At 69.8% G+C, this 14,190-nt stretch carries 13 protein-coding genes and 1 pseudogene; 10 read left to right on the forward strand and 4 right to left on the reverse strand.

The window, feature by feature from the left end:
- The first annotated feature begins 27 nt into the window (after positions 1 to 27).
- The 9 genes and pseudogenes from FY549_RS06140 (at position 28) to FY549_RS06180 (ending at position 8,022) form a co-directional block, all read left to right on the forward strand.
- The gene (locus FY549_RS06140) at positions 28 to 852 is read left to right on the forward strand and encodes an ABC transporter ATP-binding protein (RefSeq protein WP_149084259.1); all 825 of its coding nucleotides are present in this window, start codon (positions 28 to 30) and stop codon (positions 850 to 852) included.
- Positions 849 to 1,655, forward strand: coding sequence for an ABC transporter ATP-binding protein (locus FY549_RS06145; RefSeq protein ID WP_149084260.1), 807 nt, complete (start codon positions 849 to 851; stop codon positions 1,653 to 1,655). The genes FY549_RS06140 and FY549_RS06145 overlap by 4 nt, the downstream gene beginning before the upstream one ends.
- A complete protein-coding gene (locus FY549_RS06150) occupies positions 1,652 to 2,740 on the forward strand; it encodes an ABC transporter permease (protein WP_149084261.1) in 1,089 nt (362 codons plus the stop codon). The genes FY549_RS06145 and FY549_RS06150 overlap by 4 nt, the downstream gene beginning before the upstream one ends.
- 1 nt (position 2,741) lies before the next feature.
- Entirely contained in the window at positions 2,742 to 3,890 is a 1,149-nt protein-coding gene (locus FY549_RS06155; protein ID WP_149084262.1) for an ABC transporter permease, read from the forward strand.
- A complete protein-coding gene (locus FY549_RS06160; RefSeq protein WP_149084263.1) occupies positions 3,890 to 6,136 on the forward strand; it encodes a glycoside hydrolase family 3 N-terminal domain-containing protein in 2,247 nt (748 codons plus the stop codon). The genes FY549_RS06155 and FY549_RS06160 overlap by 1 nt, the downstream gene beginning before the upstream one ends.
- A 159-nt stretch (positions 6,137 to 6,295) precedes the next feature.
- Positions 6,296 to 6,622, forward strand: coding sequence for a ferredoxin (gene fdxA, locus FY549_RS06165; protein WP_025103996.1), 327 nt, complete (start codon positions 6,296 to 6,298; stop codon positions 6,620 to 6,622).
- Complete coding sequence (locus FY549_RS06170; protein ID WP_149084264.1) at positions 6,619 to 6,840, forward strand: hypothetical protein; 222 nt, start codon at positions 6,619 to 6,621, stop codon at positions 6,838 to 6,840. The genes fdxA and FY549_RS06170 overlap by 4 nt, the downstream gene beginning before the upstream one ends.
- A pseudogene (locus FY549_RS06175) lies at positions 6,837 to 7,374 on the forward strand (flavin reductase family protein). Before FY549_RS06170 ends, FY549_RS06175 begins: the two are co-directional and overlap by 4 nt.
- Positions 7,375 to 7,395: 21 nt before the next feature.
- A complete protein-coding gene (locus FY549_RS06180) occupies positions 7,396 to 8,022 on the forward strand; it encodes a superoxide dismutase (protein WP_149084265.1) in 627 nt (208 codons plus the stop codon).
- 90 nt (positions 8,023 to 8,112) lie between these two features.
- Here the strand turns inward: FY549_RS06180 and FY549_RS06185 are convergent, their stop codons facing one another.
- A complete protein-coding gene (locus FY549_RS06185; RefSeq protein ID WP_149084266.1) occupies positions 8,113 to 8,379 on the reverse strand; it encodes a metal-sensitive transcriptional regulator in 267 nt (88 codons plus the stop codon).
- A 256-nt stretch (positions 8,380 to 8,635) separates the two neighbouring features.
- Here FY549_RS06185 and FY549_RS06190 point away from each other — a divergent pair, with 256 nt between their 5' ends.
- Positions 8,636 to 10,267 carry an FAD-dependent oxidoreductase gene (locus FY549_RS06190; RefSeq protein ID WP_149084267.1) on the forward strand — a complete coding sequence of 544 codons (1,632 nt, stop codon included), beginning with the start codon at positions 8,636 to 8,638 and terminating at the stop codon, positions 10,265 to 10,267.
- Between the two features lie 107 nt (positions 10,268 to 10,374).
- Here FY549_RS06190 and FY549_RS06195 read toward each other — a convergent pair whose 3' ends face one another.
- The 3 genes from FY549_RS06195 to FY549_RS06205 all read right to left on the reverse strand — a co-directional run bounded on the left by FY549_RS06195 (position 10,375) and on the right by FY549_RS06205 (position 14,182).
- Positions 10,375 to 11,382, reverse strand: a complete 1,008-nt coding sequence (locus FY549_RS06195) for a LacI family DNA-binding transcriptional regulator (RefSeq protein WP_149084268.1) — start codon at positions 11,380 to 11,382, stop codon at positions 10,375 to 10,377.
- A gap of 71 nt (positions 11,383 to 11,453) precedes the next feature.
- Positions 11,454 to 13,115 (reverse strand): glycoside hydrolase family 13 protein, encoded by a 1,662-nt coding sequence (locus tag FY549_RS06200; protein ID WP_149084269.1) that lies wholly within the window; start codon positions 13,113 to 13,115, stop codon positions 11,454 to 11,456.
- 170 nt (positions 13,116 to 13,285) lie between these two features.
- Positions 13,286 to 14,182 carry an SDR family oxidoreductase gene (locus tag FY549_RS06205; RefSeq protein WP_149084270.1) on the reverse strand — a complete coding sequence of 299 codons (897 nt, stop codon included), beginning with the start codon at positions 14,180 to 14,182 and terminating at the stop codon, positions 13,286 to 13,288.
- Positions 14,183 to 14,190 lie beyond the last annotated feature (8 nt).

The raw sequence follows: 14,190 nt of genomic DNA on the forward strand, positions 1-14,190 counted from the left end.
GTGGCCCGCCCCCACGAAGGACGCCCCATGCCAGATCCCCTGCTCACCGTGCGCGACTTCTCTGTCGTGTACGACGTCGATCCGCCCGTCGAGGCGGTGAAGAACGTGACCCTCGAACTGCAGCGCGGCGAGATCCTCGGCCTTGCCGGAGAGAGCGGATGCGGCAAGACCACGCTCGCCTACGGGGTCCAGCGCCTGCTGCGCGCTCCGGCCGTCATCACCGGAGGCAGCGTGACCTTCCACGACGCGGCGGGCGTCGACGTCGACGTCAACGCGCTGGACGTCGACGCGATGCAGCGATTCCGCTGGGACAGGGTGTCGATGGTGTTCCAGGGCGCGATGAACGCCCTCAACCCTGTCGCCACGATCGGCTCGCAACTGGAGGACGTGTTCGAGATCCACCGCCCCGACATGAACCGCCGGCAGCGGCGTGCCGAGGTCGAGGAGCTGCTGGAGATCGTCAAGGTCGGACGCCAGCGGGTGCGCTCCTTCCCGCACGAGCTCTCCGGCGGCATGCGTCAGCGCGTCATGATCGCGATGGCCCTCGCGCTGCGTCCGCAGCTGATGGTCATGGACGAGCCGACGACCGCGCTCGACGTGCTGGTGCAGCGGGAGATCCTGAAGCAGATCTCGCACCTGCGGCATGAGTTCGGCTTCTCGGTGATCTTCATCACGCACGACCTTCCGCTCCTGCTGGAGATCAGCGACCGGATCGCGATCATGCGCGAAGGCGAGATCATCGAGCTCGCGAGCGCCGAGCGCATCTGGACGCAGCCGGAGCACGAGTACACGAAGACGCTGCTGTCGTCGTTCCCCCGGCTCACCGGGGAGAGAGGAGTGCTGGTGCGATGACCACCCTCGAGTTCCGGAAGGTCACGAAGGCGTACGCCGTGCGCGGTGCCGGCCAGATCAAGGCCCTCGACGACGTGAGCTTCACCCTGAGGTCCGGTCGGACGATCGGCCTGGTCGGACAGTCCGGCAGCGGAAAGTCCACGATCGCGAAGATCCTCACCCAACTGGAGAGCCCGACCAGCGGTGACGTGCTGCTCGACGGGAAACCCATCCCGCGCCGCGGCCGGGGTCTGCGGACCTATCGCCAGCAGCTGCGCATGGTGTTCCAGGACCCGTTCGCCTCGCTCAACCCTTATCACTCGATCCGCTATCACCTGGAGCGGCCGATCCGCCTCGACGATGTGGTGCCCAAGAAGGAGACCGAAGACGAGGTGCGCAGGCTCCTCGACCGGGTGCGGCTCGATGCGGACGCGGTGATCGACCGCCGCCCGCATGAGCTCTCGGGCGGGCAGCGGCAGCGCGTGGCCATCGCGCGGGCTCTCGCCTCCCGGCCGTCCCTCCTGGTCGCCGACGAGCCGGTGTCGATGCTGGACGTCTCCATCCGGCTCGGGGTGCTGAACCTGCTCGCCGATCTGCAGCGCGAAGAGGGACTCGGTGTGCTCTACATCACGCACGACCTGGCGACCGCCCGGCACTTCAGCGACGAGATCATGGTGCTCAATCAGGGGCGCGTCGTGGAGTACGGCACGGCGGACGACGTGATCCTGAATCCGCAGGACCCGTACACCCGCGAGCTGCGCGCCGCCTCTCCCGATCCGGAGAGGCACTTCGCCGCGGCGGCATCGAACGGAGGCACCCTGTGAGCACGGCATTCCCCCAGCTGGACGACAACGACCTCGTCGCCCGCGACGCCCTCGAGGTCGGCACGACCGCGACCACGGCGCAGCGCACGAGACGGCAGGTGCCGTGGCGCTTCTTCGCCGGTCGCGCCGGGTTCTACCTGTTCACGCTGTGGGCGGCGATCACGATCAACTTCTTCCTGCCCCGGCTCATGAAGGGCGATGCGGTCAGCTCGTACCTCGCGCGCAACCGCACCGTGAGCCCCGAAGCCGCCGACGCGTTGCGGGTGCTGCTCGGCATCGACAGCGACAAATCGATCGGGCAGCAGTACCTCGAGTACTGGGGCATGCTGCTGCGCGGCGACCTCGGCATCTCGACCCTGCACGGCCTACGGCCTGTCTCCGAGGTGCTCGCCGCCGCCCTCCCCTGGACGCTCGGGCTGGTCGGCATCGCGACCGTCATCTCCTTCACGATCGGCACCCTTGCGGGAGCCGTCGTCGGGTGGAAGCGCGGCAGCAGGCTCGACGCGATCGTCCCCGTGACGACCTTCTTCAACACGATCCCGTACTTCTGGCTCGGACTCATCGCGATCGCGATCTTCTCGTCGACGCTGAAGTGGTTCCCGTCCTCGCACGCCTACGACAAGGGGCAGTCGCCGGAATGGAGTCTCGACTTCATCGGCCAGGTGATCATGCACGGCACGCTCCCGGCATTGACCATCGTGGTCGCCTCGCTCGGCGGCTGGGTGCTCGGGATGCGCAACATGATGCTGACGGTGCTCGACGACGACTACATCACGGTCGCGCAGGCGAAGGGCATGCCGAACAAGCGGGTGCTCTGGGGGTACGCCGCCCGCAACGCGGTGCTGCCGCAGATCCAGAGCTTCGCGCTGTCGATCGGCTTCATCGTCGGCGGCACGATCGTCATGGAGATGGTGTTCAGCTATCCGGGTGTCGGCAAACTGCTGCTCGACGCGACCAACGCCAAGGACTTCGCCCTCATGCAGGGTGTGTTCCTCGTGATCACGCTGTCGGTGCTCGTGGCCAACATCCTCGCCGATGTCGTCTACGCGTACCTCGACCCGCGCACGCGCCAGATGGAGTCCTGACATGACCGTTCCCCCCACCGCAGCGACCACGGCACCGGACGGATCCGCCGTCGTCACCGGCATGCCGGAGACCGCCACCCTGCGCACCCCACCGGTCGGAGCGCCGCCCCGCAAGACGTTCTGGTCTCAGCTCGCCCAGGCGTTCGCCATGTTCCGCAACCCGAAGTCGATCACGGGGCTCCTCATCCTCGGGGCGTTCGTGCTCATCGCGATCCTCGCTCCGTGGATCGCCCCGTACGGACCGACGCAGAAGGACCGCGCGGCGCTCCGTCAGCCGCCTTCCTGGGAGCACTGGCTGGGTACGACGCACATGGGCGAAGACGTCCTGAGCCAGATCATCTACGGCACCCGGGGGGTGATCGTCGTCGGCTTCCTCGCGGCGTTCATCGCCACGATCATCGCGATCACGATCGGTGTGATCGCCGGCTACGTGCGCGGGTGGAAGAGCGAGTCCCTGTCGGCCCTGACCAACGTGTTCCTGGTGATCCCCGGTATCCCGCTGATCATCATCATCGCCTCGCAGTTCGAGAACCCGCCGCTGATCGTGATCGCCGCGGTGCTCGGGATCACCGGCTGGGCGTGGGGTGCTCGCGTGCTGCGCGCGCAGACCATGTCGCTGCGCAACCGCGACTTCATCCAGGCCGCGCGCGCGAACGGCGAGCCGCTGCGCCGCATCATCACGGTCGAGATGCTCCCGAACCTCATGGCGCTCATCGCCTCGAGCTTCGTCGGCACGGTGACCGCGGCCATCCTCGGTCTCACGACCCTGGCTTTCATCGGGGTGATCCCGGTCAGCAACCTCAACTGGGGCACCATCCTGTTCTGGGCGCAGCAGAACGGCGCCTTCCCCCGGTTGTGGTGGTGGTACGTGCCCGCAGGGCTCTGCATCGCCGTCATCGGAGTGGCCCTCTCGCTCATCAACTTCGGCATCGACGAGTACGTCAATCCGAGGCTGCGGTCGGCGGGAGAGCGAGCCAGGGCGATGAAGAAGAAGGGGCTGAACGTGAACGACGCCGTCACGGTCGTCCGCAGCGTGCCCCTGCCGGAGAAGGGCCCCGATCCCGTATCGTCGGCGACCCCACCCGTCTCCTCCAGCACCGCCGACTCCTCGAAGACCGCGACACCGAACACGGACCAGAACACGAAGTGATGACCTCTCAGACCCTGACCACGCAGCTCCCGTACCAGGACCCCGCTCTCTCGATCCGCGAACGCGTGGCCGACCTCCTCGGCCGGATGACGCGGGAGGAGAAGGTCGGGCAGATGCTCCAGCTCGACGCCCGCGACGACATCGACGACCACATCGCCCGCCGTCACGCGGGATCGATCCTGCACACGTCCCCCGAGCGCATCCTGCGGGCGAACGAGCTCACCGCGCGGACCCGACTTCGCATCCCGCTGCTGGTGGGGGAGGACTGCATCCACGGACACTCCTTCTGGCCGGGCGCGACGATCTATCCGATCCAGCTCGGCATGGCGGCGTCGTGGGATCCGGCGCTCGTCGAGCGCGTGGCGCGGGCGACGGCAGAGGAGGTCGCGGCGACCGGCATCCACTGGACGTTCTCGCCGGTGCTGTGCATCGCACGCGACCTGCGCTGGGGGCGCGTGGGAGAGACCTTCGGCGAAGACCCGTTCCTCATCGGGGAGCTCGCGAGCGCGATGGTCCGCGGCTACCAGGGTGACGGCCTCGACGATCCCACCGCGATCCTCGCGACGGCCAAGCACTTCGCCGGCTATTCCGAGACGCAGGGCGGCCGTGACGCGAGCGAGGCGGACATCTCTCCGCGCAAGCTGCGCTCCTGGTTCCTTCCGCCGTTCGAACGGGTGGCGCGCGAGGGCTGCCGGACGTTCATGCTCGGTTACCAGACGACCGACGGGGTGCCGATCACGCTGAACGACTGGCTGCTCAGCGATGTCCTCCGCGGCGAGTGGGGGTACACCGGCACCCTCATCACCGACTGGGACAACGTGGGCCGGATGGTGTGGGAGCAGCGGGTGCAGCCCGACCTCACGCATGCCGCCGCCGCGGCCGTGCGCGCCGGGAACGACATGGTGATGACCACGCCTGGGTTCTTCGAGGGCGCGCTGGACGCGGTCGCCACGGGGCTGCTGCCGGAGGACGCGTTCGACGACGCCGTGTCCCGCATCCTCACCCTGAAGTTCGAGCTCGGGCTCTTCGAAGACCCCCGTCTCCCCCGCGACGACGTGTCCATGGTGGTCGGCAGCGCCGGCCACGCGGAGCTCAACCTCGACATCGCGCGTCGTTCACTCGTGCTCCTCGAGAACGACGGCGTCCTGCCGCTCGACCCTGCGGCGCCGCTGCGGGTGGCGGTGACCGGGCCGCTCGCGGACGACGCGCAGACCCAGCTCGGCGACTGGGCGGGAGGTTCGGGGCAGGCGGGCTGGCTCGACGGGCAGCCCCGCGAGATGATCACCACCGTGCTCGACGGCCTCCGCGCGGTGGGCGCGTGGAACGTCACGCACACGCGCGGCGCCGACATCCTCACGCTCGCCGACGACCCCCGCGGCACCCACTTCCCGGACAACCAGCCGCGTCCTCCCGTGGTGCAGCCGTGCCCGCCCGATCCGGCGCTGATCGCGGAGGCGGTCGCCGCCGCCGAGGCCGCGGACGTCGTTGTCGCGGTCGTCGGCGATCGCATCGAGCTCGTCGGCGAGGGGCGGTCCACAGCCACGCTGGAGCTCATCGGCGGCCAGAACGCGCTGCTCGACGCGCTCATCGAGACCGGCAAGCCCGTCGTCGTGGTGCTGCTGGCTTCCAAGCCCCTCGTGCTCCCGCCGTCCGTGCAGCGCGCGGCGGCGGTGGTCTGGGCGGCGAGCCCGGGGATGCAGGGCGGACGGGCGCTCGCAGACGTCGTCACGGGCGCCGTGGAGCCCTCCGGGCGGCTGCCGATCTCGTTCGCGCGCCACGTCGGGCAGCAGCCGACCTATTACAACCAGATCCGCGGCCAGCACGGCGACCGCTACGCCGATCTCACCCAGTCGCCCGCGTGGGCCTTCGGCGAGGGGCGGTCGTACACGACCGTGGCGTACGCGGACCTGGAGCTGGAGCGGGACGAGCTGGGGATCGATGACACCGCGGTCGGTCATGTGACCGTGACGAACACCGGCGACCGGCCCGTCCGCGAGACCGTGCAGGCGTACATCCGGGACGAGGTGACGAGCGTGAGCTGGACCGACCGCGAGCTCAAGGCCTTCCGGCAGGTCGAGCTCGCGCCGGGCGAAAGCGCCCGCGTGCGGGTCGAGGTCCCCGTCGCCGAGTGCACGATCGTGACCGCCGCAGGAGTCCGCACCGTCGAGCCCGGTGCCTTCACGCTGCTCGTCGGACCCAGCTCCCGCGAGGACCAGCTCCTCTCCGCCCCCTTCCAGATCACCTGACGAATCCGCCGAGGCCCCGCCTTCTCGCCGAGACCCCGTCGAATCCGCGCGGCGCGGACGGGGTCTCGGCGAGAGGTCGGGGTCTCGGCCTCGATTTGACCTCAAGTGCGCTTGAGGTTTTACGGTGGAGGGCGTGAGTGGGACAAGGAAGAAGTCGCGATGACGTACGTGATCGCGTTGCCGTGCGTCGACCTCAAGGACAAGGCCTGCATCGACGAGTGCCCTGTCGACTGCATCTACGAGGGGGAGCGGTCGCTCTACATCCACCCGGATGAATGCGTCGACTGCGGGGCCTGCGAGCCGGTGTGCCCCGTGGAGGCGATCTACTACGAAGACGACCTTCCCGACGAGTGGCAGGACTACTACAAGGCCAACGTCGAGTTCTTCGACGAGATCGGCTCGCCCGGCGGCGCCGCCCGGACCGGGCTCATCCGGCACGACCACCCCCTCATTGCCGCGCTCCCGCCGCAGGAGGTCCACGAGTGACCGCGCGCATCGCCATCGGGCGATCCGGCCGCGATGACCAGGACCCGCCCCTCGACCTCCCCGGCGTGATGGACTGGGAGGGCTGGTCGCACATCGACGAGGCCGAGCGCCGCGCCGGAGTCATCCGCGGCCGGGAGCGCACGAAGCTCGTCGACCACGTGGCCATGCGCGCCCATGCGGCCCCCACCCCCATCCCTCTCGAGGAGAGCACCCGATGACCCCCGACCCGAACACCACCCCGCATCCCGCCGCTCCGGTGCCGACACCGGTCGGGGAGGGCCTCAAGGCGGCGTTCCGCACCCATCCCGCCGGCGTCGCCATCATCACGGCGCAGGGCCCGGACGGACCGGTGGGGCTCACGGCGTCGAGTGTGTCGTCGGTCGCGGTCGACCCGGCGGCGATCGTGTTCTCGGTGACCAGGGCGACCGGCAGCGCCGGGGCCATCCTCGGCGCCGAGACCTTCGTCGTGCATCTCATCGACGACGAGCACTCCGCGCTCGCCCAGAGCTTCTGCGGTGAGCGGTGCCGAGCGCTTCACGCCGGAGCAGGGCTGGACGACGCTGCCGACCGGGGAGCCGCACCTGGCGGAGGCCCGGGTCGCGCTGCGCTGCCGAGCGATCCAGACCGTGCCCGTCGGCTCCTCGACCGTGGTGATCGCGGAGGTGCTCGAGGTGCTCACGGGGCGCCCCGCCCGCCCGCTCGTCTACATCGACCGCCGTTTCCACGCCCTGTCCCACGACACCGCCCTCTGACCCCGACACGAAAGGAACACCATGTCCACTCCGTACACGCTCCCCGAACTGCCCTACGACTACTCCGCGCTCGAGCCGCACATCTCGGGCAAGATCATGGAGCTGCACCACTCCAAGCACCACCAGGCCTACGTGACCGGCGCGAACACGGCGCTGGAGCAGCTCGCGGCGGCCCGTGACAGCGGCGACCTCGCCGCCGTGAACAAGCTCGAGAAGGACCTCGCGTTCAACCTGGGCGGTCACATCAACCACTCGGTGTTCTGGCAGAACCTCTCGCCCGAGGGCGGCGGGGCTCCGGAGGGCGAGCTCTCGGCGGCGCTCGCGGACTCCTTCGGGTCGATCGAGGGCTTCCGCGCGCACTTCACCGCGACGGCTCTCGGCGTGCAGGGCTCGGGCTGGGCCGTGCTCGCGTGGGACTCGGTCGGTGCCCGCCCGGTGATCTTCCAGCTCTTCGACCAGCAGGGCAACGCGCCGCTCGGCGTGACTCCGCTGCTGCAGCTGGACGTGTGGGAGCACGCCTACTACCTCGACTACCTCAACGTCCGCGCCGACTACGTCAAGGCGTTCTGGAACCTCGTGAACTGGCCGGACGTGCAGCGCCGCTTCGAGGCCGCGCGCACCGCGACCGCCGGTCTCATCGTCCCCTGACACCCTCGTCGACCCGGCCCCTTGCGCGCCTCCCGGCCCGTTGCGATCGTCCGCACCGGGCCGGGGTGGCCGCAGGGGGCCGGGTCGCGTTCAGGCGAGGGTGAGGAAGAGCTTCTCCAGGTCGGGCAGGGGAACTGCATCGTCCTGCGCGGGGTCTTCCAGGCACGTCTTCATCGCCGAGGCGATGATCTGGAACCCGGCCTTGTCGAGAGCCGAGGTCACGGCGGCGAGCTGGGTGACGACCGCCCGGCAGTCCCCGCCGCTCTCGACCGCGGCGATCACGGCGCCGAGCTGTCCCTGCGCGCGCTTGAGGCGGTTGGCGATCTTGCGCTGCGTGTCGGCGTCGACGGTGGTCATGGTCACTCCCTGAAGGTCGGCTGTGTATCTCACTATACCCCCGGGGGTATAGTCTCAATATACCCACCGGGGTATCCAGTGAGGAGAGTGAACACATGTGTCGAGCAGCCCGTTGCCGAACCTGCGGCAAGACCACCTGGGCGGGGTGCGGTCAGCACGTCGATGCCGTCCGTCGCACCGTGCCGGCGTCGGACTGGTGCGCGGGCCACCTGAAGGACGAGGCCAAGGGCGGGCTCCTGTCGCGGCTGTTGGGCCGATGAGCGCAGCACTTCGCGTCGTCATCGTCGGCGGTGTCGCCGGCGGCATGTCGGCGGCGACCCGGCTCCGGCGGCTGGACGAGTCCGCCGAGATCGTCGTCTTCGAGCGCGGACCCGAGGTGTCCTACGCCAACTGCGGCCTGCCCTACTACGTGGGCGGTGTCATCGAGGAGCGGGACACCCTGCTGCTGCAGAGTCCGGAATCGCTGCACCGCCGCTTCCGGCTCGACGTCCGCGTTCGCCACGAGGTCGTCACCATCGACACCGAGCGGAAGACGGTCGAGGTCATCGATCTCGAGAGCGGCCGCTGTGCCACCCACCCGTACGACCGCCTCGTGCTCGCCACCGGTGCCCGGCCCCGCGGCGACGAGCCGACCGGAGCCCTCCCCGCGCGGAGCCTGCGGACCGTGGCGGATGCCGATGCGATCGATGCCGCCCTCCGCCCCGGACTACCGGTGGTTGTCGTGGGCGGTGGGTACACGGGACTGGAGGCCGTAGAGAACCTCGTCGCCCGTGGCGCTGCCGTGACCCTGGTGCAGCGCGGTGCCCACCTGCTCGCCCCACTGGACCCGGAGATGGCCGCCCCGCTCGCGGCCGAGGTCCGGCGCCGCGGCGTCGACGTGCGGCTCGGCGTCGAGGTCGTGGCCACCGGCGCGGACTCGGTGACATTGAGCGACGGCACCGCCGTGCCTGCAGCGCTCCTCATCGACGCCTCCGGCGTGGTGCCCGAGGCCGGACTCGCCCACGCCGCCGGAATCCGCCTCGGCGAGACCGGCGGGATCGCGGTCGACGAGATCTGCCGCACCAGCGCCCGCGACGTCTTCGCGGTCGGCGACGGCGTCGAGAAGACCGACCTCGTCGGCGGTGGGGCGGCGCTGGTCACCATGGCCGGTCTCGCCAACCGCCACGGTCGCATGGTCGCCGACGTCATCGCGGGTCGAGAGGAGTGGGCGCGCCCCGCTCTCGGGACCGGAATCGTGCAGGTGTTCGGCCTCGCGGCCGCGAAGACCGGATGGAGCGAGAAGCAGCTCCGTGACGCCGGCCGCGACCACTATGCCGTGCACGTGCACCCCGGATCGCACGCCGGCTACTACCCGGGGGCGGAGACCCTGTCGATGAAGCTCCTCGCCGACCCCGCCACCGACCGTATCCTCGGGGCGCAGATCGTGGGCCGCGACGGTGTCGACAAGCGGATCGACGTCATCGCGACGGCACTGCAGGCGGGAGTCACCGCCGCCGGGCTGGCGCACCTGGAGCTCGCGTACGCCCCGCAGTTCGGCTCTGCCAAGGATGCGGTGAACATCCTCGGATACGTGGCCGAGAACACTCGCAGCGGCACCACCCCGACCGTCCAGTGGCACGAACTCGATGACGCCGTGCAGGCGGGCGCCGCCCTCATCGATGTCCGCTCCCCGGCCGAGTATGCGGACGGTGCCATCCCCGGCGCGCGGAACATCCCGCTCGACGAGCTCCGCGACCGCCTCGATGACCTCCCGGACGGACCCCTCGTGGTGCACTGCCAGGTCGGCCTCCGGGGGCACATCGCCACCCGACTGCTGCGGCAGCACGGGCGCGCGGTGCGCAATCTCGACGGCGGTTACCGCACCTGGCGGGACGCGACCGCGGCCTGATGAACTCGGCGCGTTCACAACTCAGGAGAACCGAGGCACCTGCGCCCGTCGGGGGCGGAACCGCGGGCTCCGCGCGCCACACTCCTGAGTTGTGAACGCCTGCGCACTCAGACGAGCCGAGCGGTCGTCCCGCGGACGTTGAGCTCGTAGGGCAGCGCGGCGGCCGGTCGCTCGGCCCCCGGATCGGTGAGCTTCGCGAGCACAGCGTCGGCCGCCCGCTCGCCCTGCCCGAGCGGGAACTGGTCGACCGTGGTGAGGCGGAAGAACTCGCCGAGCTCGTGACCGTCGATGCCGACGATGGACAGGTCTCCCGGCACCGCGAAGCCCAGGTCGCGGGCGGCGAGGAGTGCCCCGATCGCCATCTCGTCCGACGCCGCGAACACCGCGGTGGGACGAGGCCCCGGACGACCGAGGAGCTGCTTCGCGGCGCGGTAGCCACCCTCGACCGTGAAGTCCGCCGGCTCCAGGAACGCCGGGTTCAACGGGACCCCGGCCGTCGCGAGCGCCTTCTCGAAGCCGAGCCGCCGGTTCGTGGGGATGTGGAAGTCGATGTCGAACTCCGGGTTCGCACCGATGTGGGCGATCTCCGTGTGTCCCAGACCGAGCAGGTGCTCCGTCGCGAGTTGCGCCACGGCGACATCGTCGACCGTGAGCGTGTCGAGCTTCGGGTTCGGGCCGCCGATCGCGATGACGGGCAGACCGAGGTCGAGGAGCTGCTGCGTCTCGTCCTCGTCCAGCTCGATCGACACGGCGATCACGGCATCCACGCGCTGGCGGCGCAGGAAGGTGTCGAACACGTGGCGCCGCACGTCCTTGTCGGCGGTGATGTTGTAGAGCGTGATGTCGTAGCCGGCGCGCATGAGTGCGGCCGAGACCCCGGACAGCACGGTGCTGAAGAACCAGCGGTCCAGGAACGGCACGACGACGCCGACGTTGCGGGTGCGCCCCGACGCGAGGCTCGAGGCGCGGGAGGAGACCACATACCCGAGCGAGGCGGCGGCGGCCTGGACGCGCTCGCGCGCCGACTCCGAGACATGCCCGCGGCCGCTCAGCGCGCGGGAGACCGTCGCGGTGGAGACGCCGGCGAGCCGGGCGACCTCGTCGATGCTCGCCATCGTCTGCCCTTCGGATCGGAGACGTCCGTGGCGCGCCCCGTGTGAAGCGCGCCACGGACGTGACGGGTTTGTCAGGCCTTGGTGTACCAGACCGCGGTGTCGACGGGGACTTCCGAACCGTCGAACGGCTGGCTGCGGAGCAGGACGACGGCGCCCTCCGGAAGCTCGAGAGGGGCGGTGCCGAGGTTCGCCAGCACATGCACCTCATCGCGGCGGAAGGCCACGGCGTCGGGACCGGCGTCCTCCCACACGAGCGATCCGGTGCCGAAGCCGAACTCGCGGCGGCCGGCGAGCAGGCGCTTGTACAGAGCCAGCGTCGACGCGGGGTCGACCTCCTCGACGTCCCGGGCATAGTCCGCCCACTCCGCGGGCTGCGGGAGCCACGAGAGGCCCGTGTCGTTGAAGCCGAACGCCGGAGCCTCCGCCTCCCACGGCAGGGGCACGCGGCAGCCGTCGCGTCCGTAGCGCTCGCCGTTCGTGCGGAACCACGTCGGGTCCTGACGGTACTCGTCCGGGATCTCCATCGCCTCGGGCAGCCCGAGCTCCTCGCCCTGATACAGGTAGGCGGAGCCGGGGAGTGCGAGCATCAGCGTCGTGGCGGCGCGGGCACGGGCCAGGCCGATCGCGGTGTCCGGCTTGTCGGGGGTGTTCGGGCCGATGCCCTCGCCCTGCGGGTTGTCGATCGTGAGGGCGAGGCGCGTGGCGTGCCGGACGACGTCGTGGTTGGACAGCACCCAGGTGCTCGGGGCGCCGACTGCGCCGAACTCATCGAGCGACTCGCGGATCACGTCACCCAGGTCCTTCGCGTTCCACGTCGTCATCAGGTACGGGAAGTTGAAGGTCTGGTGCATCTCGTCCGGACGCACCCAGAGGGCGGTCTCCTTCAGCGTCGGCATCCAGGCCTCGCCGCAGAGCGCGCGGTCGCCGTCGTACTCGGCGAGCACCTTGTGCCAGTCGCGGTAGATCTCGTGCACGCCGTCCTGGCCCCAGTACGGCACGTTCGACTCGCCGCCGCCCATCGAGTCGGCGTCCGTCGGGGGCGTGTAGTCGGGCAGGCCCTCGGTCTTGATCATGCCGTGGGCGACGTCGACCCGGAAGCCGTCGACGCCGCGGTCGAGCCAGAAGCGCAGGATCGAGCGGAACTCCTCCTGCACCTCCTCGTTGTTCCAGTCGAAGTCGGGCTGCGTGGCGTCGAAGATGTGCAGGTACCACTGGCCGGGCGTGCCGTCGGCCTCGGTGACGCGCTGCCACATGCCGCCGCCGAACACCGACTCCCAGTTGTTCGGGGGTAGGTCACCGTTCTCACCGCGGCCGTCGCGGAAGATGTAGCGCGCACGCTCCGGGCTGCCGGGTGCGGCCTGGAGCGCCTCCTGGAACCAGGGGTGCTGGTCGGAGGAGTGGTTGGGGACGAGGTCGACGATCACCCGGATGCCCCGGGAGTGCGCGGCCTCGAGCATCTCGTCGAAGTCGGCCAGCGTGCCGAACAGCGGGTCGACGTCGCGGTAGTCGGCCACGTCGTAGCCGGCGTCGCGCTGCGGACTCGTCATGAACGGGCTCAGCCAGATCGCGTCGACACCCAGCTCCTGCAGGGCATCGAGGCGCTTCGTGATACCGGGGAGGTCGCCGATGCCGTCGCCCGAGGCGTCCGCGAAGGAGCGGGGGTAGATCTGGTAGATGACGGCGCTGCGCCACCACTCGGAACCGGGGGCTGCGAACTGTTCGAGCTGTGCCATGCGATCAGGCTACTGCAAACGCTTACACTCCCGCCACCACAGGTATCGAAACGGTTCGAGACTCCCTCCGCCCGTTCCGCCGACCCACCCCTTTCCGTCCGACCCACCCCTTCTGGACGGCCGGAACGGGCCGGGAGGAACGCAAGGGGTGGGTCGACGGGGGATGAGGGTCAGGGAGTCGGCATGCCGCCGTTGACGTTCAGCGTTTCGCCGAGGACGTAGCTCGACTCCGGGGATGCGAGGAAGACGTACGCGGGGGCGAGCTCGGCGGGCTGACCCATCCGCCCCAGGGGCGTGTCCTGGCCGAACTGGTCGATCTTCTCCTGCGGCTGGCCATCGCTCGGCTGCAGCGGAGTCCAGATCGGTCCCGGAGCGACGGCGTTCACGCGGATGCCCTTCGGCGCGAGCTGCTGGGCGAGACCCTTCGTGAACGCGTTGATGGTCGACTTCGTCGACGCATAGTCCACGAGGATGTCGGACGGCGAGTAGGCCTGGATCGATGTCGTGTTGATGATCGTCGACCCGGCGGGCAGGTGCGGCAGGGCTGCCTTCGTGATCCAGAACATCGCGTAGACGTTGGTCTTGAACGTGTCGTCGAACTGCTCGTCGGTCACATCGGTCAGGGACTCCTGGAACACCTGCTTGCCGCCGTTGTTGACGAGGATGTCGAGGCCGCCGAGCGCCGCGACGGCTTCGGCCACCAGCGTGCGGCAGTACTCGGGATCGCGGAGGTCGCCGGGGATGGTGGCGACGGTGACGCCTGCCTCACGCAGGATCCCGGCGATACGGCTCGCATCCTGTTCCTCCTCCGGGAGGTAGGAGATCGCGACGTCGGCGCCCTCGCGAGCGAACGCGATCGCCGTGGCCGCACCGATGCCGGAGTCGCCGCCGGTGATCAGGGCCTTGCGGCCGGTGAGTCGCCCGGTACCGCGGTACGACTCCTCGCCGAGGTCGGCCTTCGGAGTGAGGTCCGCGTCGAGGCCGGGCTCGCGCATGTGCTGCTTCTGCGGCTGGATGTCGGCGTAGAGCTCGACCGGGTTGGTGAAGGTGTACTGGTCGCGGGACATGGGGTGTC

The sequence above is a fragment of the Microbacterium sp. 1S1 genome (genome assembly GCF_008271365.1).
Classification (GTDB): Bacteria; Actinomycetota; Actinomycetes; order Actinomycetales; family Microbacteriaceae; genus Microbacterium.

Bases quoted from the DNA above. Each gene is read 5' to 3' on its own strand.
- FY549_RS06140 (WP_149084259.1), top strand. From the start codon at position 28: ATGCCAGATCCCCTGCTCACCGTGCGCGACTTCTCTGTCGTGTACGAC.
- FY549_RS06160 (WP_149084263.1), top strand. From the start codon at position 3,890: ATGACCTCTCAGACCCTGACCACGCAGCTCCCGTACCAGGACCCCGCT.
- FY549_RS06185 (WP_149084266.1), bottom strand. From the start codon at position 8,379: ATGACCACCGTCGACGCCGACACGCAGCGCAAGATCGCCAACCGCCTC.
- FY549_RS06145 (WP_149084260.1), top strand. From the start codon at position 849: ATGACCACCCTCGAGTTCCGGAAGGTCACGAAGGCGTACGCCGTGCGC.
- FY549_RS06180 (WP_149084265.1), top strand. From the start codon at position 7,396: ATGTCCACTCCGTACACGCTCCCCGAACTGCCCTACGACTACTCCGCG.
- FY549_RS06155 (WP_149084262.1), top strand. From the start codon at position 2,742: ATGACCGTTCCCCCCACCGCAGCGACCACGGCACCGGACGGATCCGCC.
- FY549_RS06205 (WP_149084270.1), bottom strand. From the start codon at position 14,182: ATGTCCCGCGACCAGTACACCTTCACCAACCCGGTCGAGCTCTACGCC.
- FY549_RS06200 (WP_149084269.1), bottom strand. From the start codon at position 13,115: ATGGCACAGCTCGAACAGTTCGCAGCCCCCGGTTCCGAGTGGTGGCGC.
- fdxA (WP_025103996.1), top strand. From the start codon at position 6,296: ATGACGTACGTGATCGCGTTGCCGTGCGTCGACCTCAAGGACAAGGCC.
- FY549_RS06190 (WP_149084267.1), top strand. From the start codon at position 8,636: ATGAGCGCAGCACTTCGCGTCGTCATCGTCGGCGGTGTCGCCGGCGGC.
- FY549_RS06195 (WP_149084268.1), bottom strand. From the start codon at position 11,382: ATGGCGAGCATCGACGAGGTCGCCCGGCTCGCCGGCGTCTCCACCGCG.